Origin of the sequence: Staphylococcus sp. IVB6181 (assembly GCF_025561445.1) — a bacterium.
Lineage (GTDB): Bacteria > Bacillota > Bacilli > Staphylococcales > Staphylococcaceae > Staphylococcus > Staphylococcus simulans_B.
Genome location: NZ_CP095096.1, coordinates 1,236,970 through 1,252,298, shown reverse-complemented (window position 1 = coordinate 1,252,298; position 15,329 = coordinate 1,236,970). Strand labels below are relative to the sequence as shown.

The 15,329-nt window shown below is 36.0% G+C and carries 17 protein-coding genes and 1 riboswitch; of the genes, 7 read left to right on the top strand and 10 right to left on the bottom strand.

Translation table 11 applies throughout. The annotated features are described in order from the left end of the window. Positions 1 to 38 precede the first annotated feature (38 nt). Positions 39 to 755 carry a transaldolase gene (locus MUA90_RS06150; RefSeq protein ID WP_262588694.1) on the bottom strand — a complete coding sequence of 239 codons (717 nt, stop codon included), beginning with the start codon at positions 753 to 755 and terminating at the stop codon, positions 39 to 41. Positions 756 to 940: 185 nt separating this feature from the next. On the opposite strand from MUA90_RS06150, the gene MUA90_RS06145 reads away from it, so the two are divergent. The 3 genes from MUA90_RS06145 to MUA90_RS06135 all read left to right on the top strand — a co-directional run bounded on the left by MUA90_RS06145 (position 941) and on the right by MUA90_RS06135 (position 2,036). Further along, a complete protein-coding gene (locus MUA90_RS06145) occupies positions 941 to 1,246 on the top strand; it encodes a hypothetical protein (RefSeq protein ID WP_105992495.1) in 306 nt (101 codons plus the stop codon). 72 nt (positions 1,247 to 1,318) lie between these two features. Continuing rightward, a complete protein-coding gene (gene crcB / locus MUA90_RS06140; RefSeq protein WP_262588693.1) occupies positions 1,319 to 1,690 on the top strand; it encodes a fluoride efflux transporter CrcB in 372 nt (123 codons plus the stop codon). Next, a complete protein-coding gene (locus MUA90_RS06135) occupies positions 1,683 to 2,036 on the top strand; it encodes a fluoride efflux transporter FluC (RefSeq protein ID WP_262588692.1) in 354 nt (117 codons plus the stop codon). The genes crcB and MUA90_RS06135 overlap by 8 nt, the downstream gene beginning before the upstream one ends. Positions 2,037 to 2,115: 79 nt before the next feature. Here MUA90_RS06135 and MUA90_RS06130 read toward each other — a convergent pair whose 3' ends face one another. The 3 genes from MUA90_RS06130 to metK all read right to left on the bottom strand — a co-directional run bounded on the left by MUA90_RS06130 (position 2,116) and on the right by metK (position 5,287). After that, a complete protein-coding gene (locus MUA90_RS06130) occupies positions 2,116 to 2,955 on the bottom strand; it encodes an aldo/keto reductase (protein ID WP_262588691.1) in 840 nt (279 codons plus the stop codon). 138 nt (positions 2,956 to 3,093) lie between these two features. Beyond that, entirely contained in the window at positions 3,094 to 3,993 is a 900-nt protein-coding gene (locus MUA90_RS06125) for an NERD domain-containing protein (protein ID WP_105992491.1), read from the bottom strand. A gap of 97 nt (positions 3,994 to 4,090) precedes the next feature. Then, the gene (gene metK, locus MUA90_RS06120) at positions 4,091 to 5,287 is read right to left on the bottom strand and encodes a methionine adenosyltransferase (protein WP_105992490.1); all 1,197 of its coding nucleotides are present in this window, start codon (positions 5,285 to 5,287) and stop codon (positions 4,091 to 4,093) included. A gap of 107 nt (positions 5,288 to 5,394) precedes the next feature. Continuing rightward, positions 5,395 to 5,510: riboswitch (SAM riboswitch) on the bottom strand. A gap of 163 nt (positions 5,511 to 5,673) precedes the next feature. Here metK and pckA point away from each other — a divergent pair. Beyond that, positions 5,674 to 7,266, top strand: a complete 1,593-nt coding sequence (gene pckA / locus MUA90_RS06115; RefSeq protein ID WP_262588690.1) for a phosphoenolpyruvate carboxykinase (ATP) — start codon at positions 5,674 to 5,676, stop codon at positions 7,264 to 7,266. A gap of 63 nt (positions 7,267 to 7,329) precedes the next feature. Here pckA and MUA90_RS06110 read toward each other — a convergent pair whose 3' ends face one another. After that, positions 7,330 to 8,103 (bottom strand): alpha/beta hydrolase family protein, encoded by a 774-nt coding sequence (locus tag MUA90_RS06110; RefSeq protein WP_262588689.1) that lies wholly within the window; start codon positions 8,101 to 8,103, stop codon positions 7,330 to 7,332. Continuing rightward, the gene (gene ytkD / locus MUA90_RS06105; RefSeq protein ID WP_398577373.1) at positions 8,069 to 8,554 is read right to left on the bottom strand and encodes an RNA deprotection pyrophosphohydrolase; all 486 of its coding nucleotides are present in this window, start codon (positions 8,552 to 8,554) and stop codon (positions 8,069 to 8,071) included. Before ytkD ends, MUA90_RS06110 begins: the two co-directional genes overlap by 35 nt. Positions 8,555 to 8,637: 83 nt before the next feature. On the opposite strand from ytkD, the gene yidD reads away from it, so the two are divergent. Then, positions 8,638 to 8,889, top strand: a complete 252-nt coding sequence (gene yidD, locus MUA90_RS06100) for a membrane protein insertion efficiency factor YidD (protein WP_262588687.1) — start codon at positions 8,638 to 8,640, stop codon at positions 8,887 to 8,889. Here yidD and menC read toward each other — a convergent pair. From menC to MUA90_RS06085, 3 genes are all read right to left on the bottom strand, one after another. Further along, positions 8,880 to 9,890, bottom strand: a complete 1,011-nt coding sequence (menC, locus tag MUA90_RS06095; protein WP_262588814.1) for an o-succinylbenzoate synthase — start codon at positions 9,888 to 9,890, stop codon at positions 8,880 to 8,882. The two genes, yidD and menC, sit on opposite strands and share 10 nt — an antisense overlap. Before the next feature lie 3 nt (positions 9,891 to 9,893). Next, a complete protein-coding gene (gene menE, locus MUA90_RS06090) occupies positions 9,894 to 11,282 on the bottom strand; it encodes an o-succinylbenzoate--CoA ligase (RefSeq protein ID WP_262588686.1) in 1,389 nt (462 codons plus the stop codon). Positions 11,283 to 11,397: 115 nt separating this feature from the next. Beyond that, entirely contained in the window at positions 11,398 to 12,090 is a 693-nt protein-coding gene (locus MUA90_RS06085) for a hypothetical protein (protein WP_262588685.1), read from the bottom strand. 178 nt (positions 12,091 to 12,268) lie between these two features. Here MUA90_RS06085 and MUA90_RS06080 point away from each other — a divergent pair, with 178 nt between their 5' ends. Both MUA90_RS06080 and MUA90_RS06075 read left to right on the top strand, forming a co-directional pair. Continuing rightward, positions 12,269 to 12,784, top strand: a complete 516-nt coding sequence (locus tag MUA90_RS06080; protein ID WP_262588684.1) for a hypothetical protein — start codon at positions 12,269 to 12,271, stop codon at positions 12,782 to 12,784. 143 nt (positions 12,785 to 12,927) lie between these two features. Next, positions 12,928 to 13,476, top strand: coding sequence for a hypothetical protein (locus MUA90_RS06075; protein WP_262588683.1), 549 nt, complete (start codon positions 12,928 to 12,930; stop codon positions 13,474 to 13,476). A 478-nt stretch (positions 13,477 to 13,954) separates the two neighbouring features. On the opposite strand, the gene MUA90_RS06070 is transcribed toward MUA90_RS06075, so the two are convergent. Continuing rightward, positions 13,955 to 15,244 carry an ISL3 family transposase gene (locus MUA90_RS06070; protein WP_262588813.1) on the bottom strand — a complete coding sequence of 430 codons (1,290 nt, stop codon included), beginning with the start codon at positions 15,242 to 15,244 and terminating at the stop codon, positions 13,955 to 13,957. Positions 15,245 to 15,329 lie beyond the last annotated feature (85 nt).

Genomic DNA, 15,329 nt, shown 5'->3' with positions numbered 1-15,329 from the left:
TAGCTTTAAAGGTTTAGATACCTTTAATTTTGTTTGAATTAAAGAATTGAAAGTCCTGATTTTTGGATATCTTTCGCAAATCCTTCAACAGTATCTACTGATAGCTCGTTGATATCTCTTCCGATATTAGGAATTTTGCTGATAACACCTGCTGGGCAAGTAATAATATCTGTACCGATTTCGTCTGCTTGAATGACATTAAATAATTCGCGGCAGCTAGCCCATAATAATTTAACGCCTTCTTTAGAATGAGTAACTTCTACAGATTCTTTCATAAGCGGTAATGGGTCTACACCTGTATCAGCGATACGGCCTGCGAATACAGAAACATAAGTCGGTACACCTTCAGTTACTGCTTCAGTAATTTCTTTAACTTGTTCGATTGTATAAACAGCTGTCACATTCAACTGAACTTGATTGGCTGATAATTTTTTAATTAAAGGAATTGTTGATTCGCCTTTTGTATTAACAATAGGAATTTTAACAAATACGTTTTTACCGTATTGTTTTAAAATTTCAGCTTCTTTTTCCATTGTTTCAAGATCATCTGCGAAAACTTCGAATGAAATTGAAGCATCAGGAATTGCTTTAACTGCTTCTTCTGCAAATGCTTTATAATCTGTTACACCCGCTTTAGCCATTAGACTTGGGTTTGTAGTAAAACCATCTACCTCGTTATTTTTATAGGCTCTTTTCATTTCTTCAATATCTGCACCATCCGCAAATACTTCAACATTTAAATCTGCTTTTACCATAATATAAGTGCCTCCTTAATATTACTTGCAATCCTTTTGAAAGTAATTTGATTATAACACTCAGACGTTCAAATCGCGATTGATTAACTCAAACGTCCATTCCTATCTTACGATTTTGTAAAGAAAATGGTTGCACCTTCATAATCTATGATAATATTAAAGAATGTAAAGAAATGGAGGTCATCATGTCACGGTCAAAACTTTATTTTTATCTCACACTTATACTTATTGTTATAAGTTTTAACTTCAACATGTTTAATCCACTATTAAACGAACAATTTCATTCTATCGTCAAAAAGATTATCACCAGCAGTATCATTAATGTCATTATTTTGATTGTTGCTATTATTCTAGCGGATAAATCAATCAAACATGCCAAAGATCGTAAAGATTGGATTAGACCAGCAAGCAAATTCCTGCCAATCCTTTTACTGATTGTAATTGTCATTCATATTGTTGCGTCATTATTCTCTTTCGGTATGCTTAAATAATTTTAAAACAAGATTGACATTTTATGAGCATCGTAGAATAATTTATATATTACGATTGTAAGAGGCGATAATGTGCAGTATTTATATGTTTTTGCAGGCGGTGCCATAGGTGCATTGCTGCGCTATTTATTTTCATTTTTAAATTCCGGACAAGGTTTTCCGATAGGCACATTTACCGCAAACTTAGCTGGTGCCTTTTTGATGGGATTGATTTCAGCATTGGCTATCCAATACTTTAAAAATCATCCATTAGTCAAGAAAGGCATCACTACAGGTTTGCTAGGTGCATTGACAACCTTTTCCACATTTCAATTTGAACTGGTTAAAATGCTTGCCCATCAGCAAATACCTTTACTCATTATTTATGCCCTTTCAAGTTATGTGTTAGGTATAATTTTATGTTATATCGGAACTAAATTGGGAGGTGCGTTAAGTAATGATTAATTTACTTTTAGTGATGCTTGGCGGCGGTTTAGGTGCAGTTGTACGTGCAGCTGTCACAAATAGTTGTAAAAATCTACGTACGCAGCTTCCGATTGCGACATTAATCGTTAACATAGCCGGCAGCTTTTTGATCAGTATTATTTCAGGTATGGCCATAGGACATGCGTTTGTGTCGCCATTGCTCGTTACAGGTTTTTTAGGTGGTTTAACCACTTTTTCTACGCTTTCTTCAGAGCTGTCACAAATGCTAATGAATAAAACAAAACTGACACTGTTCATTGTTTATAGTTTATTGCAGTATGGTTTATGTTTTGCGGCTTGTCTGATCGGCTATCATTTAGTTTAAAAATGAAAAGATAAGCAAAAATAGAGAAGCAGGTTTTGTAGTGAACCCGCTTCTCTATTTTCATTCTATGTTATCCTCTTTATTTATGACCTTCATAATGTTCTGGGTCAGGCCCTACTCTTTTATTTTGATTCAAATTATCAAGGCGCTGCATTTGGTCTTCAGTAAGTTCGAAATCAAAGACCTGAATATTCTCTTTGATGCGAAAAGGTGTTACTGATTTTGGAATTACTACCACATCATGTTGAAGATTCCAACGAATGATAACTTGTGCTGGAGATTTATCAACTTCTTTTGCAATTTGTTTTACAGTTTCATCTTCAAGAATTTGTGCATTCATTAAGGGCGACCATGATTCCATTTGAATACGCTGTGCATTTAAATATAAGTTTAAATCACTTTGTGTCAGATAAGGATGAAATTCAACTTGATTGATAACAGGTTTGATAGAAGCATGTGATAATAGGGCTTCTAAATGATGGGGATGGAAATTGCTGACGCCGATGTTTTTAACTTTATTATCTTTCAATAAATCTTCCATACCCTGCCATGTTTCTATCATTAAATCTTCATCTGTACCAGGCCAGTGCATTAAGTATAAATCTAAATAATCCAATCCTAATTTATCCAGTGATGTTTGATAAGCCGCTTCTACATTCGTTCTTCCATAATCATCCAACCAAAGTTTAGAGGTAATAAACACATCTGAACGTTTTATTCCTGCAGCGGCTATACCTGCTTTAATACCTTCTCCTACTTTTTCTTCGTTTTGATAAATCATAGCAGTATCAATACTTCTATAACCTTGTTCAATAGCATATTGAACAGATGCTTTTAATTGATCATTATTTTCTACTCTGAAAGTGCCTAATCCGACTTTCGGCATTGTATTACCATTATAAAATGTAATATACTCCATCTCTATCTCTCCTTTAGCCTTCGCTTTTCTCAACCTTTACTATACGCTTAATTGTTAAACAGTGCATGAGTGAAAGTCCTGGTTAAAATGAAAAAGTACCATCCACTGCAATACTTGCAGTCAATGGTACTTTGTCGTTTAGTTGAATGATTCGATTTCTTCCATGACACGTTGCAAATCTTCAACATTATATTGAATACGTCCATGGAATACGAATTTATTAAAGTATTCATCTAACTGTTCAGGTCCAACCAATACTTTTGTATTCGTTGTTTGAGAATAGTTAGAAATCGTTACAGCACCCTCATTTTTAGGGTTGAAGTAAAGCAATGCCATTGGTGTATATTTCAAATCTAATTCGCGTTTCAACGTTTCAGCAAGCTGTTCTACACGTTTTAATTGATTTGAATAATTCACAAATGAAGCTGATTGCTTATCATCATTCTCATCTAACACTAGTGTTTGAGGATGACGTTTATCTAAATCAAGTACATCAAAGACTTGTTCAATTGTCGGTAAAGTACTGAATTGTTCTTTACTGATACCGTTATAAACATGCCCTTTCAATAACTGTGAATCAATAATGTATAACCCTGTACGCGTTAACACTAAATGACTGATGCGATCAATATCATTGAAATCGTTCTTCGGCAAGAAAATATTCGCCATGATGTGCATATCTTCAGGACGGATACGTTTTTCTTTGACCAAGCGATCTCTGATACCGATTAAACGCATATCTGTCACATATTCACTATGATTTTTAGAGAAGAGCTTCAGCGCATCAATTTCACGGTCTTTCGAAGTTACTGTTTCATCAAAATCAGCGCGTTGTTTAGTGACCGCTTTTTTATGTTCGACGCGTTCTTTTTCCAACTCGTCTTCATAATTTTCTTTTAAACTTCTTTCTTTTGCCTCATATTGTTCTTCTGCTTGCAATTTTGCTTTCTTCTTACTGTTTAACGCAATTAAGAAGAGTACAAAACAGATAACAGCTACAACAATTGCTGCAATTAAACCAATTTCCAATGGTCCCATAACATATTTCCGCTCCTTTACTTATCTTACTACCAATTATAAAGGAAATTTTCAAATGTATCGATAATAAAGCGTATTTTATTCAAAAAGTACGAAATTATGCTTGGACTGCTGCTTTCAATACATCCACTTTATCAACACGTTCCCAAGGTAATGCAACATCTGTACGGCCGAAGTGACCATATGCTGCTGTTTGTTTATAAATCGGGCGCTTCAAGTCTAACATCTTAATGATGCCTGCTGGGCGCAAATCAAAGTTATCTCTGACTGCTTGAACTAACACACCTTCAGACACTTTGCCTGTACCAAATGTATCAATTGAAATCGATACTGGTTCAGCAACACCGATTGCATAAGCAAGCTGTACTTCGCATTTATCTGCTAAGCCCGCAGCAACAATATTCTTAGCCACATAACGTGCCGCATAAGCTGCTGAACGGTCCACTTTTGTAGGATCCTTACCGCTGAAGCATCCGCCGCCGTGACGTGCAAATCCGCCATAAGTATCTACAATAATCTTACGGCCTGTTAAACCAGCATCACCTTGCGGTCCGCCGATTACAAAACGTCCTGTAGGATTGATGAAGAATTTTGTTTCTTCATCTAATAATGCTTTCGGTACGATTGGATCGATAACATGCGCTTTGATGTCTTTTTGAATTTGATCTAAACTTACATCTTCTGCATGCTGTGTAGATAATACAATAGTATCAATACGAACAGGCTGATCGTTTTCATCGTATTCAACAGTCACTTGAACTTTGCCGTCCGGTCTTAAGTATGTTAAAGTACCGTCTTTTCTAACATCTGATAAGCGTTTTGCTAATTGATGAGAGAAGTAGATAGGTGAAGGCATATAAGTTTCTGTTTCATTAGTCGCATAACCAAACATTAAACCTTGGTCCCCTGCTCCTGTACTTTCGATTTCTTCTTCCGTAATTTCATTTCTGTATTCCAGCGCACGGTCAACTGCTTGAGCAATATCAGGTGATTGTTCATCAATTGCTGACATAACCGCCATTGTTTGGCTGTCATAACCATATTTTGCTCGTGTATAACCGATTTCTTCTACTGTATCTCTGACAACTTTAGGAAAATCAACATAAGTTGCTGTAGAAATTTCTCCGACAATCATAGCCATTCCTGTAGTGACTACTGTTTCGCAAGCTACTCTTGCATCCGGATCTTTCTTTAATAATTCATCCAAAATAGCGTCTGAAATTTGGTCCGCTATTTTATCAGGATGCCCTTCTGTAACAGATTCTGACGTAAATAATCTTCTATTATTCGACATAACTGACTCCTTTTGATTTTTTTACGAAAATTCTCTATCTACGAGCTCAAATAAAAAAGGACTTTCTAACTATATACATAGAGAGAAAGCCCTTAAACGTCCTTTCGCTCTTATCGTTCAAACGTCTTCTATGACATTTGCAAACGGTTTGGCACCTTTCTCCAATAAGGAGAGGTTGCTGGGCTTCTTTGGGTCCATGTCCCTCCGCCACTCAGGATAAGAGAATCCGTTACACACAATACTACCCAAACAATTTACACTTGTCAATTCTATGTTTACAAAATCTTTAATCTGTTGTGGAATAATCATGGTAATATGTTATACTATGAAAATGTAAAGGCTTACAATTACAATTAATACTTAATGCTCTGGAGGGGTTATTTAAAATGGCAGTAGATGCACAAACTAACCGAAAAAAATTGGAACATTTAATTGGAAAATCATCATCACTTTTCCAACTGACTAAAACACAGCTTTACAACAAGATTTTAGACAATAACGAAGGCGAATTGACAGAACTAGGTGCAATCAACGCACTTACTGGACAATACACAGGTCGTTCTCCTAAGGATAAATTTATTGTAAACGAACCTTCCTATAGAGATGCAATTGACTGGGGATCAATTAACCAACCTATCGAAGAAGAAACTTTCTTAAGACTGTATGACAAAGTATTAGATTACTTAGATCAAAAAGATGAACTCTATGTCTTCAATGGTTATGCAGGCAGTGACCAAGATACTCAGTTACGTTTAACTGTAATTAATGAAATGGCTTGGCATAACTTATTTGCGCACAATATGTTCATCCGCCCTACTTCAAAAGATGAAGCTGAAAAAATCAAAGCTAACTTCACAATCGTTTCAGCACCTTATTTCAAAGCTAATCCTGAAGTTGACGGCACAAAATCAGAAACATTCGTTATCATTTCATTCAAACACCGTATAATTCTAATCGGGGGAACAGAATATGCTGGTGAAATGAAAAAAGGTATCTTCTCAGTAATGAACTACTTATTGCCGCAGCAAGATATCATGAGTATGCACTGCTCAGCAAACGTTGGAGAAAAAGGCGATGTCGCATTATTCTTCGGTTTATCAGGTACAGGTAAAACTACTTTATCTGCAGCACCTGATCGTAAATTAATCGGTGATGATGAACATGGTTGGAACAAAAACGGTATCTTCAACATCGAGGGCGGCTGCTATGCAAAAGCTATCAACTTATCAAAATCAAAAGAACCTCAAATCTATAATGCAATCCGTTACGGTACAATTTTAGAAAACGTAGTTGTTGAAGATAATGGTTCTGTTGACTTCGATGACAATGAGCACACTGAAAACACACGTGCTGCTTATCCGATCGATTATATTGAAAATATCGCAAAACCTTCAAAAGGTGCACATCCAAATACAATTGTGTTCCTTACTGCAGATGCATTCGGCGTGTTGCCGCCAATCTCTAAATTAAATAAAGCGCAAGCACTTTATCACTTCTTAAGTGGTTTCACTTCTAAACTTGCAGGTACAGAACGCGGTATTACAGAACCTGTACCATCATTCTCAACTTGCTTTGGTGCACCATTCTTACCATTGCATGCAAAAGTTTATGCTGAGCTTTTAGGTGATTTAATCGATAAACACGACGTAGATGTTTACTTAGTAAACACAGGTTGGACAGGCGGTAAATACGGCGTAGGTCGTCGTATCAGCCTTAAATATACACGTCGTATGGTAGATGCTGCCATTAAAGGTGATTTGAAGAAAGCAGAGTTTGAAAAAGATGAAGTCTTTGGTTTAAGTGTTCCAAAAGAAATTGAGGACGTTCCAAATTCAATCTTGCAACCTATCAATGCTTGGAGCAACCAAGATGCTTACCGCGAACAAGCACAAGATTTAATTTCACGTTTCGTTGAAAACTTCAAGAAATTCGGTGAAGAAAGCCAAGAAATCGCTGATAAAGGCGGATTCAAAGCATAATCACCCTTTCAATAAAATAGATAATCTATTACAAAACGACCGAAAGCCATCGCTTCGGTCGTTTTAGTTTTGCTGATTTTCAACTTTTGCCATCCACTGACGGATGACCTTTAATACCTCTTTTAATGCTTTAGGACGCGGTACATGTCCTTCTTTCATTTGATAGAAAGTTTGATAACGATGTCCGATACGTTCTAAGTATTCCTCTAAATAATAAGCTTGATGTATCCCGACTTGAATATCTTCACCGCCATGCACAATAAGTATCGGCGGACTGTCTGCATCAATATATTGCAGTGCTTCTCGTTGATCGTAGGCTGCGTCATCTTTCTTAGGATGTCCTACCATACGTTTCAACATGCCTCTTAAATCTACACGTTCTTCATACATGAGATGCAAATCAGAAACACCGCCCCAAATAATATAACTATCTGCCGGCAAATCTTGGAATGTCAATAATCCTTGCAAACCGCCTCGTGAAAAACCAATGATATGCACAAAAGCATCAGGATACTTAGCATTCAAAATACGAATAGCCTGTGTGACATCGTGCAAATCATCTCCGCTGAATTCATCTCTTCCTTCACTGCCGTTGTTGCCTCTGTAATACGGACCGAAGACTAAAGTATGCTCATCTGCAAACTGAAGCATACGTCCAGCACGTACACGGCCTACTTTGCCTTTGCCGCCTCTCAGATAAATTACAATCCGCTTCACATCTTTTTTCGGCTTCATCATTAACCCTTTCACGCGCAAATGATCCACCAAATACGTCACTTCTTCACCAATATGCGTCGATAAATCAATCGGCATTCGTTTCGTTTTGATAAAGTCCAAGTTGTATCACTCTTTCTACACATTTTAATATTGCTTCGTCTTCCAGCAAATAACTTTTATCCTCATCACGAATTGCGTCTAACGAACGATATAAAACAGGGCCTTCTGTTTCTAGATAATCCGACTTCTCATCCAAACGATCGACGAGAACAGCATACACATCTTTCGTAAACCATTTTTCTCCATCAGGATGATACACAGTATACTGCGCAATATAAGTCATTGCTTTGGCATGTCCCCCTGTTTCCTCATGCAACTCACGTAAAACAGCTGCTTCACTGCTCTCGCCTGCTTCGATTTTTCCTCCAGGAAATTCAATCCCTCTTTTCTTATGACGTGTCAGCAAATACTGCCCCTTCATACACGTAATTGCTAATACATGTTCTCCATCCGGCTGATCATTTTCGTCAGTAAAATGGAGCCTTATCTCTTTATCAAATTGATCATGCATAATCACATTCCATCACATTCCTTTGTATTCTATGCTAAAATAGATTCGTTACGATTTAGTTTATATAAAGCGGAGGGATTGATTTGAAGAAGCTCTTTTTAGGCATCATTTGGCTGTATCAGCATTTTATATCACCGTTGACACCGCCCACATGCCGCTTCTACCCTACTTGTTCTAATTATACGAAAGAAGCCATTGAAGTTCATGGACCGATTAAAGGTGCTTGGCTCGGTATTAAACGTATTTCTAAATGCCACCCACTCCATAAAGGCGGCTTCGACCCGGTTCCGATGAAACACGACAAAAAGCATCATCACCACCATCATCATTCATAAGCATTTAATAATTGAACATTGACTTCAGGGGGCACAAAATGGATGTGCCCCTCTTTTAATATGCCGTTTTTCGACACAAATTCTTGTTCGAAATAATAACCGTACGGTGTGACATCACCAGGATAGTCTGTAAAACGGCTCAAGTACGCTGTAAAATAACGGCTTAAACCAAATTCATACATCCCGCCGATAACCATTTTAATATTATATTGCTCAAGCTTTTCTATAGCTGTTAACACTTTGTCTATACCGCCCAGTCTGAACGGCTTTAACACCACTGTATCTATCGGATAGTCCTGTACATATTTTAATATTGTTTCTAGGTCGCGTGCTTTTTCATCTAAAGCCACCGGCGGTATCTGAGCACTATCTATAGCATTTAATATATTTAAATCTTTAAAAGGTTCTTCGATATACAGTAAGTTAGCGCCCGCATGCACTTGTTTCAATGACTCACTGTCTAGTTCAGTTAAAGATTCATTGGCATCTAAAGCCAGTTCTGGTTGAAAAGGCAATGCTTGGAGCTGCTTTAAGTCCTCTAAAACATGTTGCGACCATTTCAATTTAATCCGTTTCGGCTGTGTTGATAACAGCTGCTGATAATTATCTTCAGATAATCCGCTGATTGTTGCCCCGTAAGCAACATCAAAAGCAGGCAGTATATGAAAAGCTTGGAATAACGCCATTGCTGCTGTACTTCTTGCAGTCGGTGCCGCATCCAGCGCATTTAAATAATCCGCTGCTTCTTCAAAATCAGTAACATCTTGTCCTTTTAAATGATGATAAAACCAATCTTTAATTGATGTGTATACACTTTCGATGGTTTCTTTATCATACCAATCTGTCTCAAACGCATTTGCTTCACCAAAATAAGATGTACCTGCTTCATTGACTAATTCTATAACCAGCACTTTTCTGCTGTTCAAATTCACTTTAGGTGTCTTAATCGGGTGTTTAAAAGGTGCCTCGTAGGAATAAAAGCGAATAGTATGGAATCTCATCATTTAATCCTCGATTTTTCCTCTTTTTAATTTACCTGTAGATGTATACGGCAATGAAGTTTTGCGCTGGTATGCTTTCGGCACCTTATATTTAGCTAAATGTTCTTTTAAGAAGGCTTCTAATTGTGCTTCATCCATCGAATGTTCACTCACATAATAAAGCGCAGGCACTTGCCCCCATACATCATCATCTTGAGCATAGCACATTGCATCAGTGATGCCTGGAAAACGCTTGGCTGCTGTTTCGATTTCATATGGATAAATATTTTCTCCGCCACTGATAATTAAATCTTTTCTGCGATCATAAATCATCACAAAACCATCTATATCAATACTTGCGATATCACCCGTTTTAAAATAACCATCTTCAAATACATCAGTTAAATGTTTTGGATATAAATAACCGTCCATCACATTATCGCCTTTTAATAACAGTTCCCCATGACCTTCGTGATTGGCATTAATAAGTTTTACTTGCACATTAGGACTCGGTTTCCCTACTGTATTCGGATTTTGTTTCAGCATTGTCGGTGACGCTGTTAAAAATTGAGAACATGTTTCTGTCATTCCGAAAGAGTTATAAATAGGCAATTTTGCATCTAAAGCCTGATCAATCAGTGTTTCAGATAATTTCGCACCGCCAAGTAAGATTTTTTCCAATTGGTAAGGTTGATTCAATCCTTGATTCATCAGCCACTGTAATGTTTGCGGGACTAATGAAATATGCGTGATTTGTTCTGTTTGAATTTGTTTTAAAATTTGTGCAGCATCAAACTTTTGAACGATACGCACTGTGAATCCTACAATGATACTGCGCAGCAACACACTTAAGCCTGAAATGTGATAAATCGGCAATACTAATAACCATTTCGTATGACGGTCAAAACCTAAACTTTCTCTGCACCCGTTTGCGCTGGCTAAATGATTTGTGAAAGTTTGCGGCACTGCTTTTTGCGGGCCTGTTGTCCCTGATGTAAACATAATCGACGCAATCCGATCTAAATCCAAGTCTGTCTCATACGTTTTTGTTGAACGCTGTGCTTCGATGTCACTCCAGCTGATAATATTAAAACCATCTAATTCTAACGGTAATACAGCGACAATCGTATTTGTTTGTACGGATTTCAGCTGTGCTTTGATTTCTTCATATGTAAGTCTGGTATTAATCATTACCGCTTCTACCCCAGCAAGCCATGCTCCGTAAACAATCAATGCGGAATCAATACGGTTATCAATATAAAATGCAATTCTCTTTTCATTTTGCTGTTTTAATACATATGCATACTGCTTTGCTGCTTGATAAGCATTCGCAAAAGTAAGTTGAGTCGTACCATTATCTAATGCAATATTTTGCGGTACACTTTCTGCACTTTGCTTTAACCAAAAATCCATACTATCTGCCTCCTAATTTCTATACTTATCTATCATAACAAATTTCTATATTTTACCCTTAATTTTCGAATTGAAAAAAGAGGATGCTGCACGCACCCCCTGAAATTGATTATATTTAATTAAACAGCTGGCTTAATTTATCTTTAATACTTTGAAGCTTACTGTCGATATCACTTAACAAGCTGTTCACTTTAGATTGATTTTCACCATTATGCTGTGCTTGGTTCGCTTGTTTTAATTTATCAACTGCATTTTGATATTGATCTGTCACATTTTGGTCTGTCGCATTTGTTGCTTTATCTTTTAACTGGTTCACTTCGTTTTGTGCAGATTCAATAGCACTTTGACTGTTTTGGCCGTTTTGAATATTGTTTTTAGCACTTTCAATCTTTTCTTTAATGATTGTTTCTTTTTCTTTGATGATTTCTTTATAGTTGTTTGTTACCGGTTTTTGGCTTGAATTATTGTTTGCTTGCGTTTGTTGTGTTTGCGCATTTTGATTAGCAGTTTCAGTACTATCTTTCGGCTGCATCATGTTTCTGACTATAAAGACAGCAACGACAATCAATAATATCACAACAATGGCTGCTAAGCCTTTTTTCCATTTGCTGTTTTTACGATTTTCATCTTCCAGCATACGTTCGCGTCTGTAATCTCGTTCATTATAATAACGGCCGTCTTCATCAGAACGTCTGCGGTATTCTTCTTCGCGCGTATCACGATAACGTGGATCTTGCCCATCTCTAGGGTCACGAGGGTCGCGATTATAACGGTCATAATCAGGTTGATTTCTATCTGAGCGTTTCATGTCTATCACCTTATTTCGAAATAATGTTAAAGTTTTCTTATATTACTCTTACCACTATTGTACCACGCGTAGTCATCTTCCACCTCGTATAAAAGTCGTATCTATGACAACATCTCTATTGCTTTTAAAACAAAAGCATAAGATAATAATAGAAATTACTTGAAATGAGGAAATTGTTTTGCGCCAATCACCTGCAAAAATAACACGCACAATTATTAAATACTGCGGCTCAATCACATTATTGTTACTCATCGTATATTATCTCTATGCAAATTACGGCAACAATCTATTCAAAATAGACATTCCAAAAGACTCGTCTATGTATTACATCATTCATCTTGATTGGAATCGCTATGCAGAAGCTTACGTTGCAACATTGACTACGATCATTATCCCATTGCTTTTAATCGGATTAATCGTATTCATTCTGACACGCCTTTCTAAAGGCACACTAAATGGTTTGTTAACCAAAATACTGCCATTGATTATATTTATTGCACTCTTTATTTTAATATTTGTGCCTATGCTGTTTGTATTGAATGTAACCCACTTTTCTTTTCTAGCAACATTTCTTTCCTTCCTAGCATTATCAAAACCTGCCTTGATGAAAATCTTTCGCTTCAGTCAAAAGAGTGTAGATGATATCGACGAAAAACAAGTAACTAAATCAAAGCGCCTAAAAATTAATGAATAGCACTAATACCAAACAAGCCGCTTCAAACTTGAGGCGGCATTTTAATTACAATCAATCTACCAATACACAATTAACTGCCGTGTTATTTAAATTTCACACAGGGTAAATAGTTAACATATATAAACTTAATGGAGGTGCAGCAAATGAAATATTTAGTAACCCTTCTATTGTCCTCTGTGTTAGTATTATCGGCTTGCGGTAATGAGGAAAGCAAAAAGGGAGAGAATAAAACAGAAACAAATAAGAAAGAAGATAAGCAAGCCAAGGAAAAGAAAGCGGACAAAGAGAATAAGAATAAACAAGAAGAACAAACAAAGAAAGAAAGTGAATCAAAAGAACAAAACGAAGATGGTTCACAAACTGCTCAAACACAAGAAAACGAGCAACAAGTTGAGCAGCAACAATCACAAGAAAATCAAGTGAACGACCAACAACAAAACCAACAATCAAACCAAGAACCACCACAACAAGAACCATCATATGAGGAACAAATGCGTGCTAATGCCGAAGTTGCTAAACAACATGATTACACTGGTATTCCTAACGGAGACGCTGGAATGATTGATTATGATGAAGTTGAAAGAATTTTAGAAGAAAACCGTAATATTAATGAAGACGAAGTCGGAGAAATGCCTACACCTGAAGAAGAAGAAGCTATCATGGAACAACACGAGAGTGAATTAGATCAATAAGGATTATTTGTCGTTTTAATTGAGGGTACATCTCGTACCCTTATTATTTTTTCTATAGAGTGAATCATTCATTTGCGAGGTTCAAAAACAAGTGTTTCAGATCATATTTTAGAAGTGATTTCAAAAGACTTTAATTTGATTAAAGAAATTATCCAAGTTGCCCGAAAGAGTAGACGACAACTATTTAAAATAAGTCACAACACCGTTCAAAAAGCGTTTAATCATGTTAAGATAACAAGAACTTAATTGATGATGAAATTTCCCCCTACTCACTTAAACACATGCATGCATCTTATTTATTTTTAAATGACATTCCTATTGAATATATTAACAAGCACTTAAGACTTTCGAGTATATCTATCCCGCTTGACACTTATTTACATATGCTTGATTAGCATAAAAAAGGTTCTCCACCATTTGTGGTGGGTGAATAATTTAAAGAACTTAATTTTGATTGGAATTCTTCGAATTCTATCATTTAGACAACCATCCGATGTACGGGTCTGGTTGTCTTTTTCTTTTTGTTTTTAAATAAACTAAATACCAGCATTATACGGTTTCTTAAGTTATTAAAACTTCTGTATCCATATGAAATTCGCTTAATTAGCTTTATTTTATTGTTAATACCCTCGATTGCACCGTTATTTAATAAGGGATTGTAAATCGTATTTCGAAGTATTTCTTGATGCTTTCTAAAAAATGTTACTACTTTCCATATGTTTTTACTGATTGAGTTTTTATCAACGTCGTTCAAACGATTGATAAAATCTTTCCAATTACATAATTTTAAACTTTCGCGTAAATCATGTACTAGTTCGTATGAATTTTTTAACTTTTCATCTGTTTGAAGCATAAAATTCACTAGATCATAACCTTTTTTATAACATCTAAAGGAACCGTCCCAAATACCATCCATCATGAAGAGTTTACGTTTGTCTGTTAAAAGAAGCCTCCATTTGTTCTTTAAAACAGGGTATTCCCTTCCATCTTTGTCTTTATAACGATTCATTACTTCTCTGCGATAGAAGTTTAACTCTCTATTCATGTGCTGAACGATATGAAATCTATCAAAGATTATAGATGCATTAGGAAAGAGCTTTTTAAATAAGAATAAATAGGGTTCAAACATATCAATAGTGATTGTTTTAACTTTAAGTCTATTTTTTCGATCAAAGCGTTCAAAATAAGCTTTTAAATAACCCGAAGTTCTGTTTTCTAAAACATCTAGAACTTCATGTGTGTCATTGTTAATAAATATAAAACTCATTAAGCCAGTCACACTCTTTACACTTCTAAATTCATCGATTGCCAAATGTTCAGGTAGATTATCGAAAGGCTTGATAAGTAAAGTATTGACTGCTTTATTTCGAATACGACGTACTGTAGATGGAGAAACACAGTTGTCTTCTGCAGTATCTATTTCTGTTTTGACTTTCGTGGCTTCTTCAATTATTTTTTGATTCACATAATTAGAAATAAATCGTGTCTTATCTACGACATCAGTTTCAGCAGTAAAAGTTGTATTACACTCTAAACACTTAAAGCGCTGTTTGGCTAAGTTTAGATATGTATTATAGCCTTGAGTTTTAAGCAAGGTAATACGAGAAACTTGTTTACCATGCTTATGAATTTGTCCTTCATTTTTAATTCCGCAGCAAGGACAAGCCGAAGGCTTATACGTAAGTACAGCATTAACAACCGTAGACTTCTTTCCTTTTACTATTACATCAATATCTTGGCTAACAAATTTGATATTTTTATCTTTTATTCTTAGTGATTATAAGTTATCATAGTTCATAGGCGCACTTGTCTCCTTTAATTTGGGTTTAGGCACTTTAAATTATAGAGGCAAT

Coding starts and splice junctions, on each gene's coding strand:
- MUA90_RS06150 (WP_262588694.1), bottom strand. CDS start 755: ATGGTAAAAGCAGATTTAAATGTTGAAGTATTTGCGGATGGTGCAGAT.
- MUA90_RS06145 (WP_105992495.1), top strand. CDS start 941: ATGTCACGGTCAAAACTTTATTTTTATCTCACACTTATACTTATTGTT.
- MUA90_RS06135 (WP_262588692.1), top strand. CDS start 1,683: ATGATTAATTTACTTTTAGTGATGCTTGGCGGCGGTTTAGGTGCAGTT.
- MUA90_RS06130 (WP_262588691.1), bottom strand. CDS start 2,955: ATGGAGTATATTACATTTTATAATGGTAATACAATGCCGAAAGTCGGA.
- MUA90_RS06125 (WP_105992491.1), bottom strand. CDS start 3,993: ATGGGACCATTGGAAATTGGTTTAATTGCAGCAATTGTTGTAGCTGTT.
- metK (WP_105992490.1), bottom strand. CDS start 5,287: ATGTCGAATAATAGAAGATTATTTACGTCAGAATCTGTTACAGAAGGG.
- pckA (WP_262588690.1), top strand. CDS start 5,674: ATGGCAGTAGATGCACAAACTAACCGAAAAAAATTGGAACATTTAATT.
- ytkD (WP_398577373.1), bottom strand. CDS start 8,554: ATGCATGATCAATTTGATAAAGAGATAAGGCTCCATTTTACTGACGAA.
- menC (WP_262588814.1), bottom strand. CDS start 9,890: ATGAGATTCCATACTATTCGCTTTTATTCCTACGAGGCACCTTTTAAA.
- menE (WP_262588686.1), bottom strand. CDS start 11,282: ATGGATTTTTGGTTAAAGCAAAGTGCAGAAAGTGTACCGCAAAATATT.
- MUA90_RS06085 (WP_262588685.1), bottom strand. CDS start 12,090: ATGAAACGCTCAGATAGAAATCAACCTGATTATGACCGTTATAATCGC.
- MUA90_RS06075 (WP_262588683.1), top strand. CDS start 12,928: ATGAAATATTTAGTAACCCTTCTATTGTCCTCTGTGTTAGTATTATCG.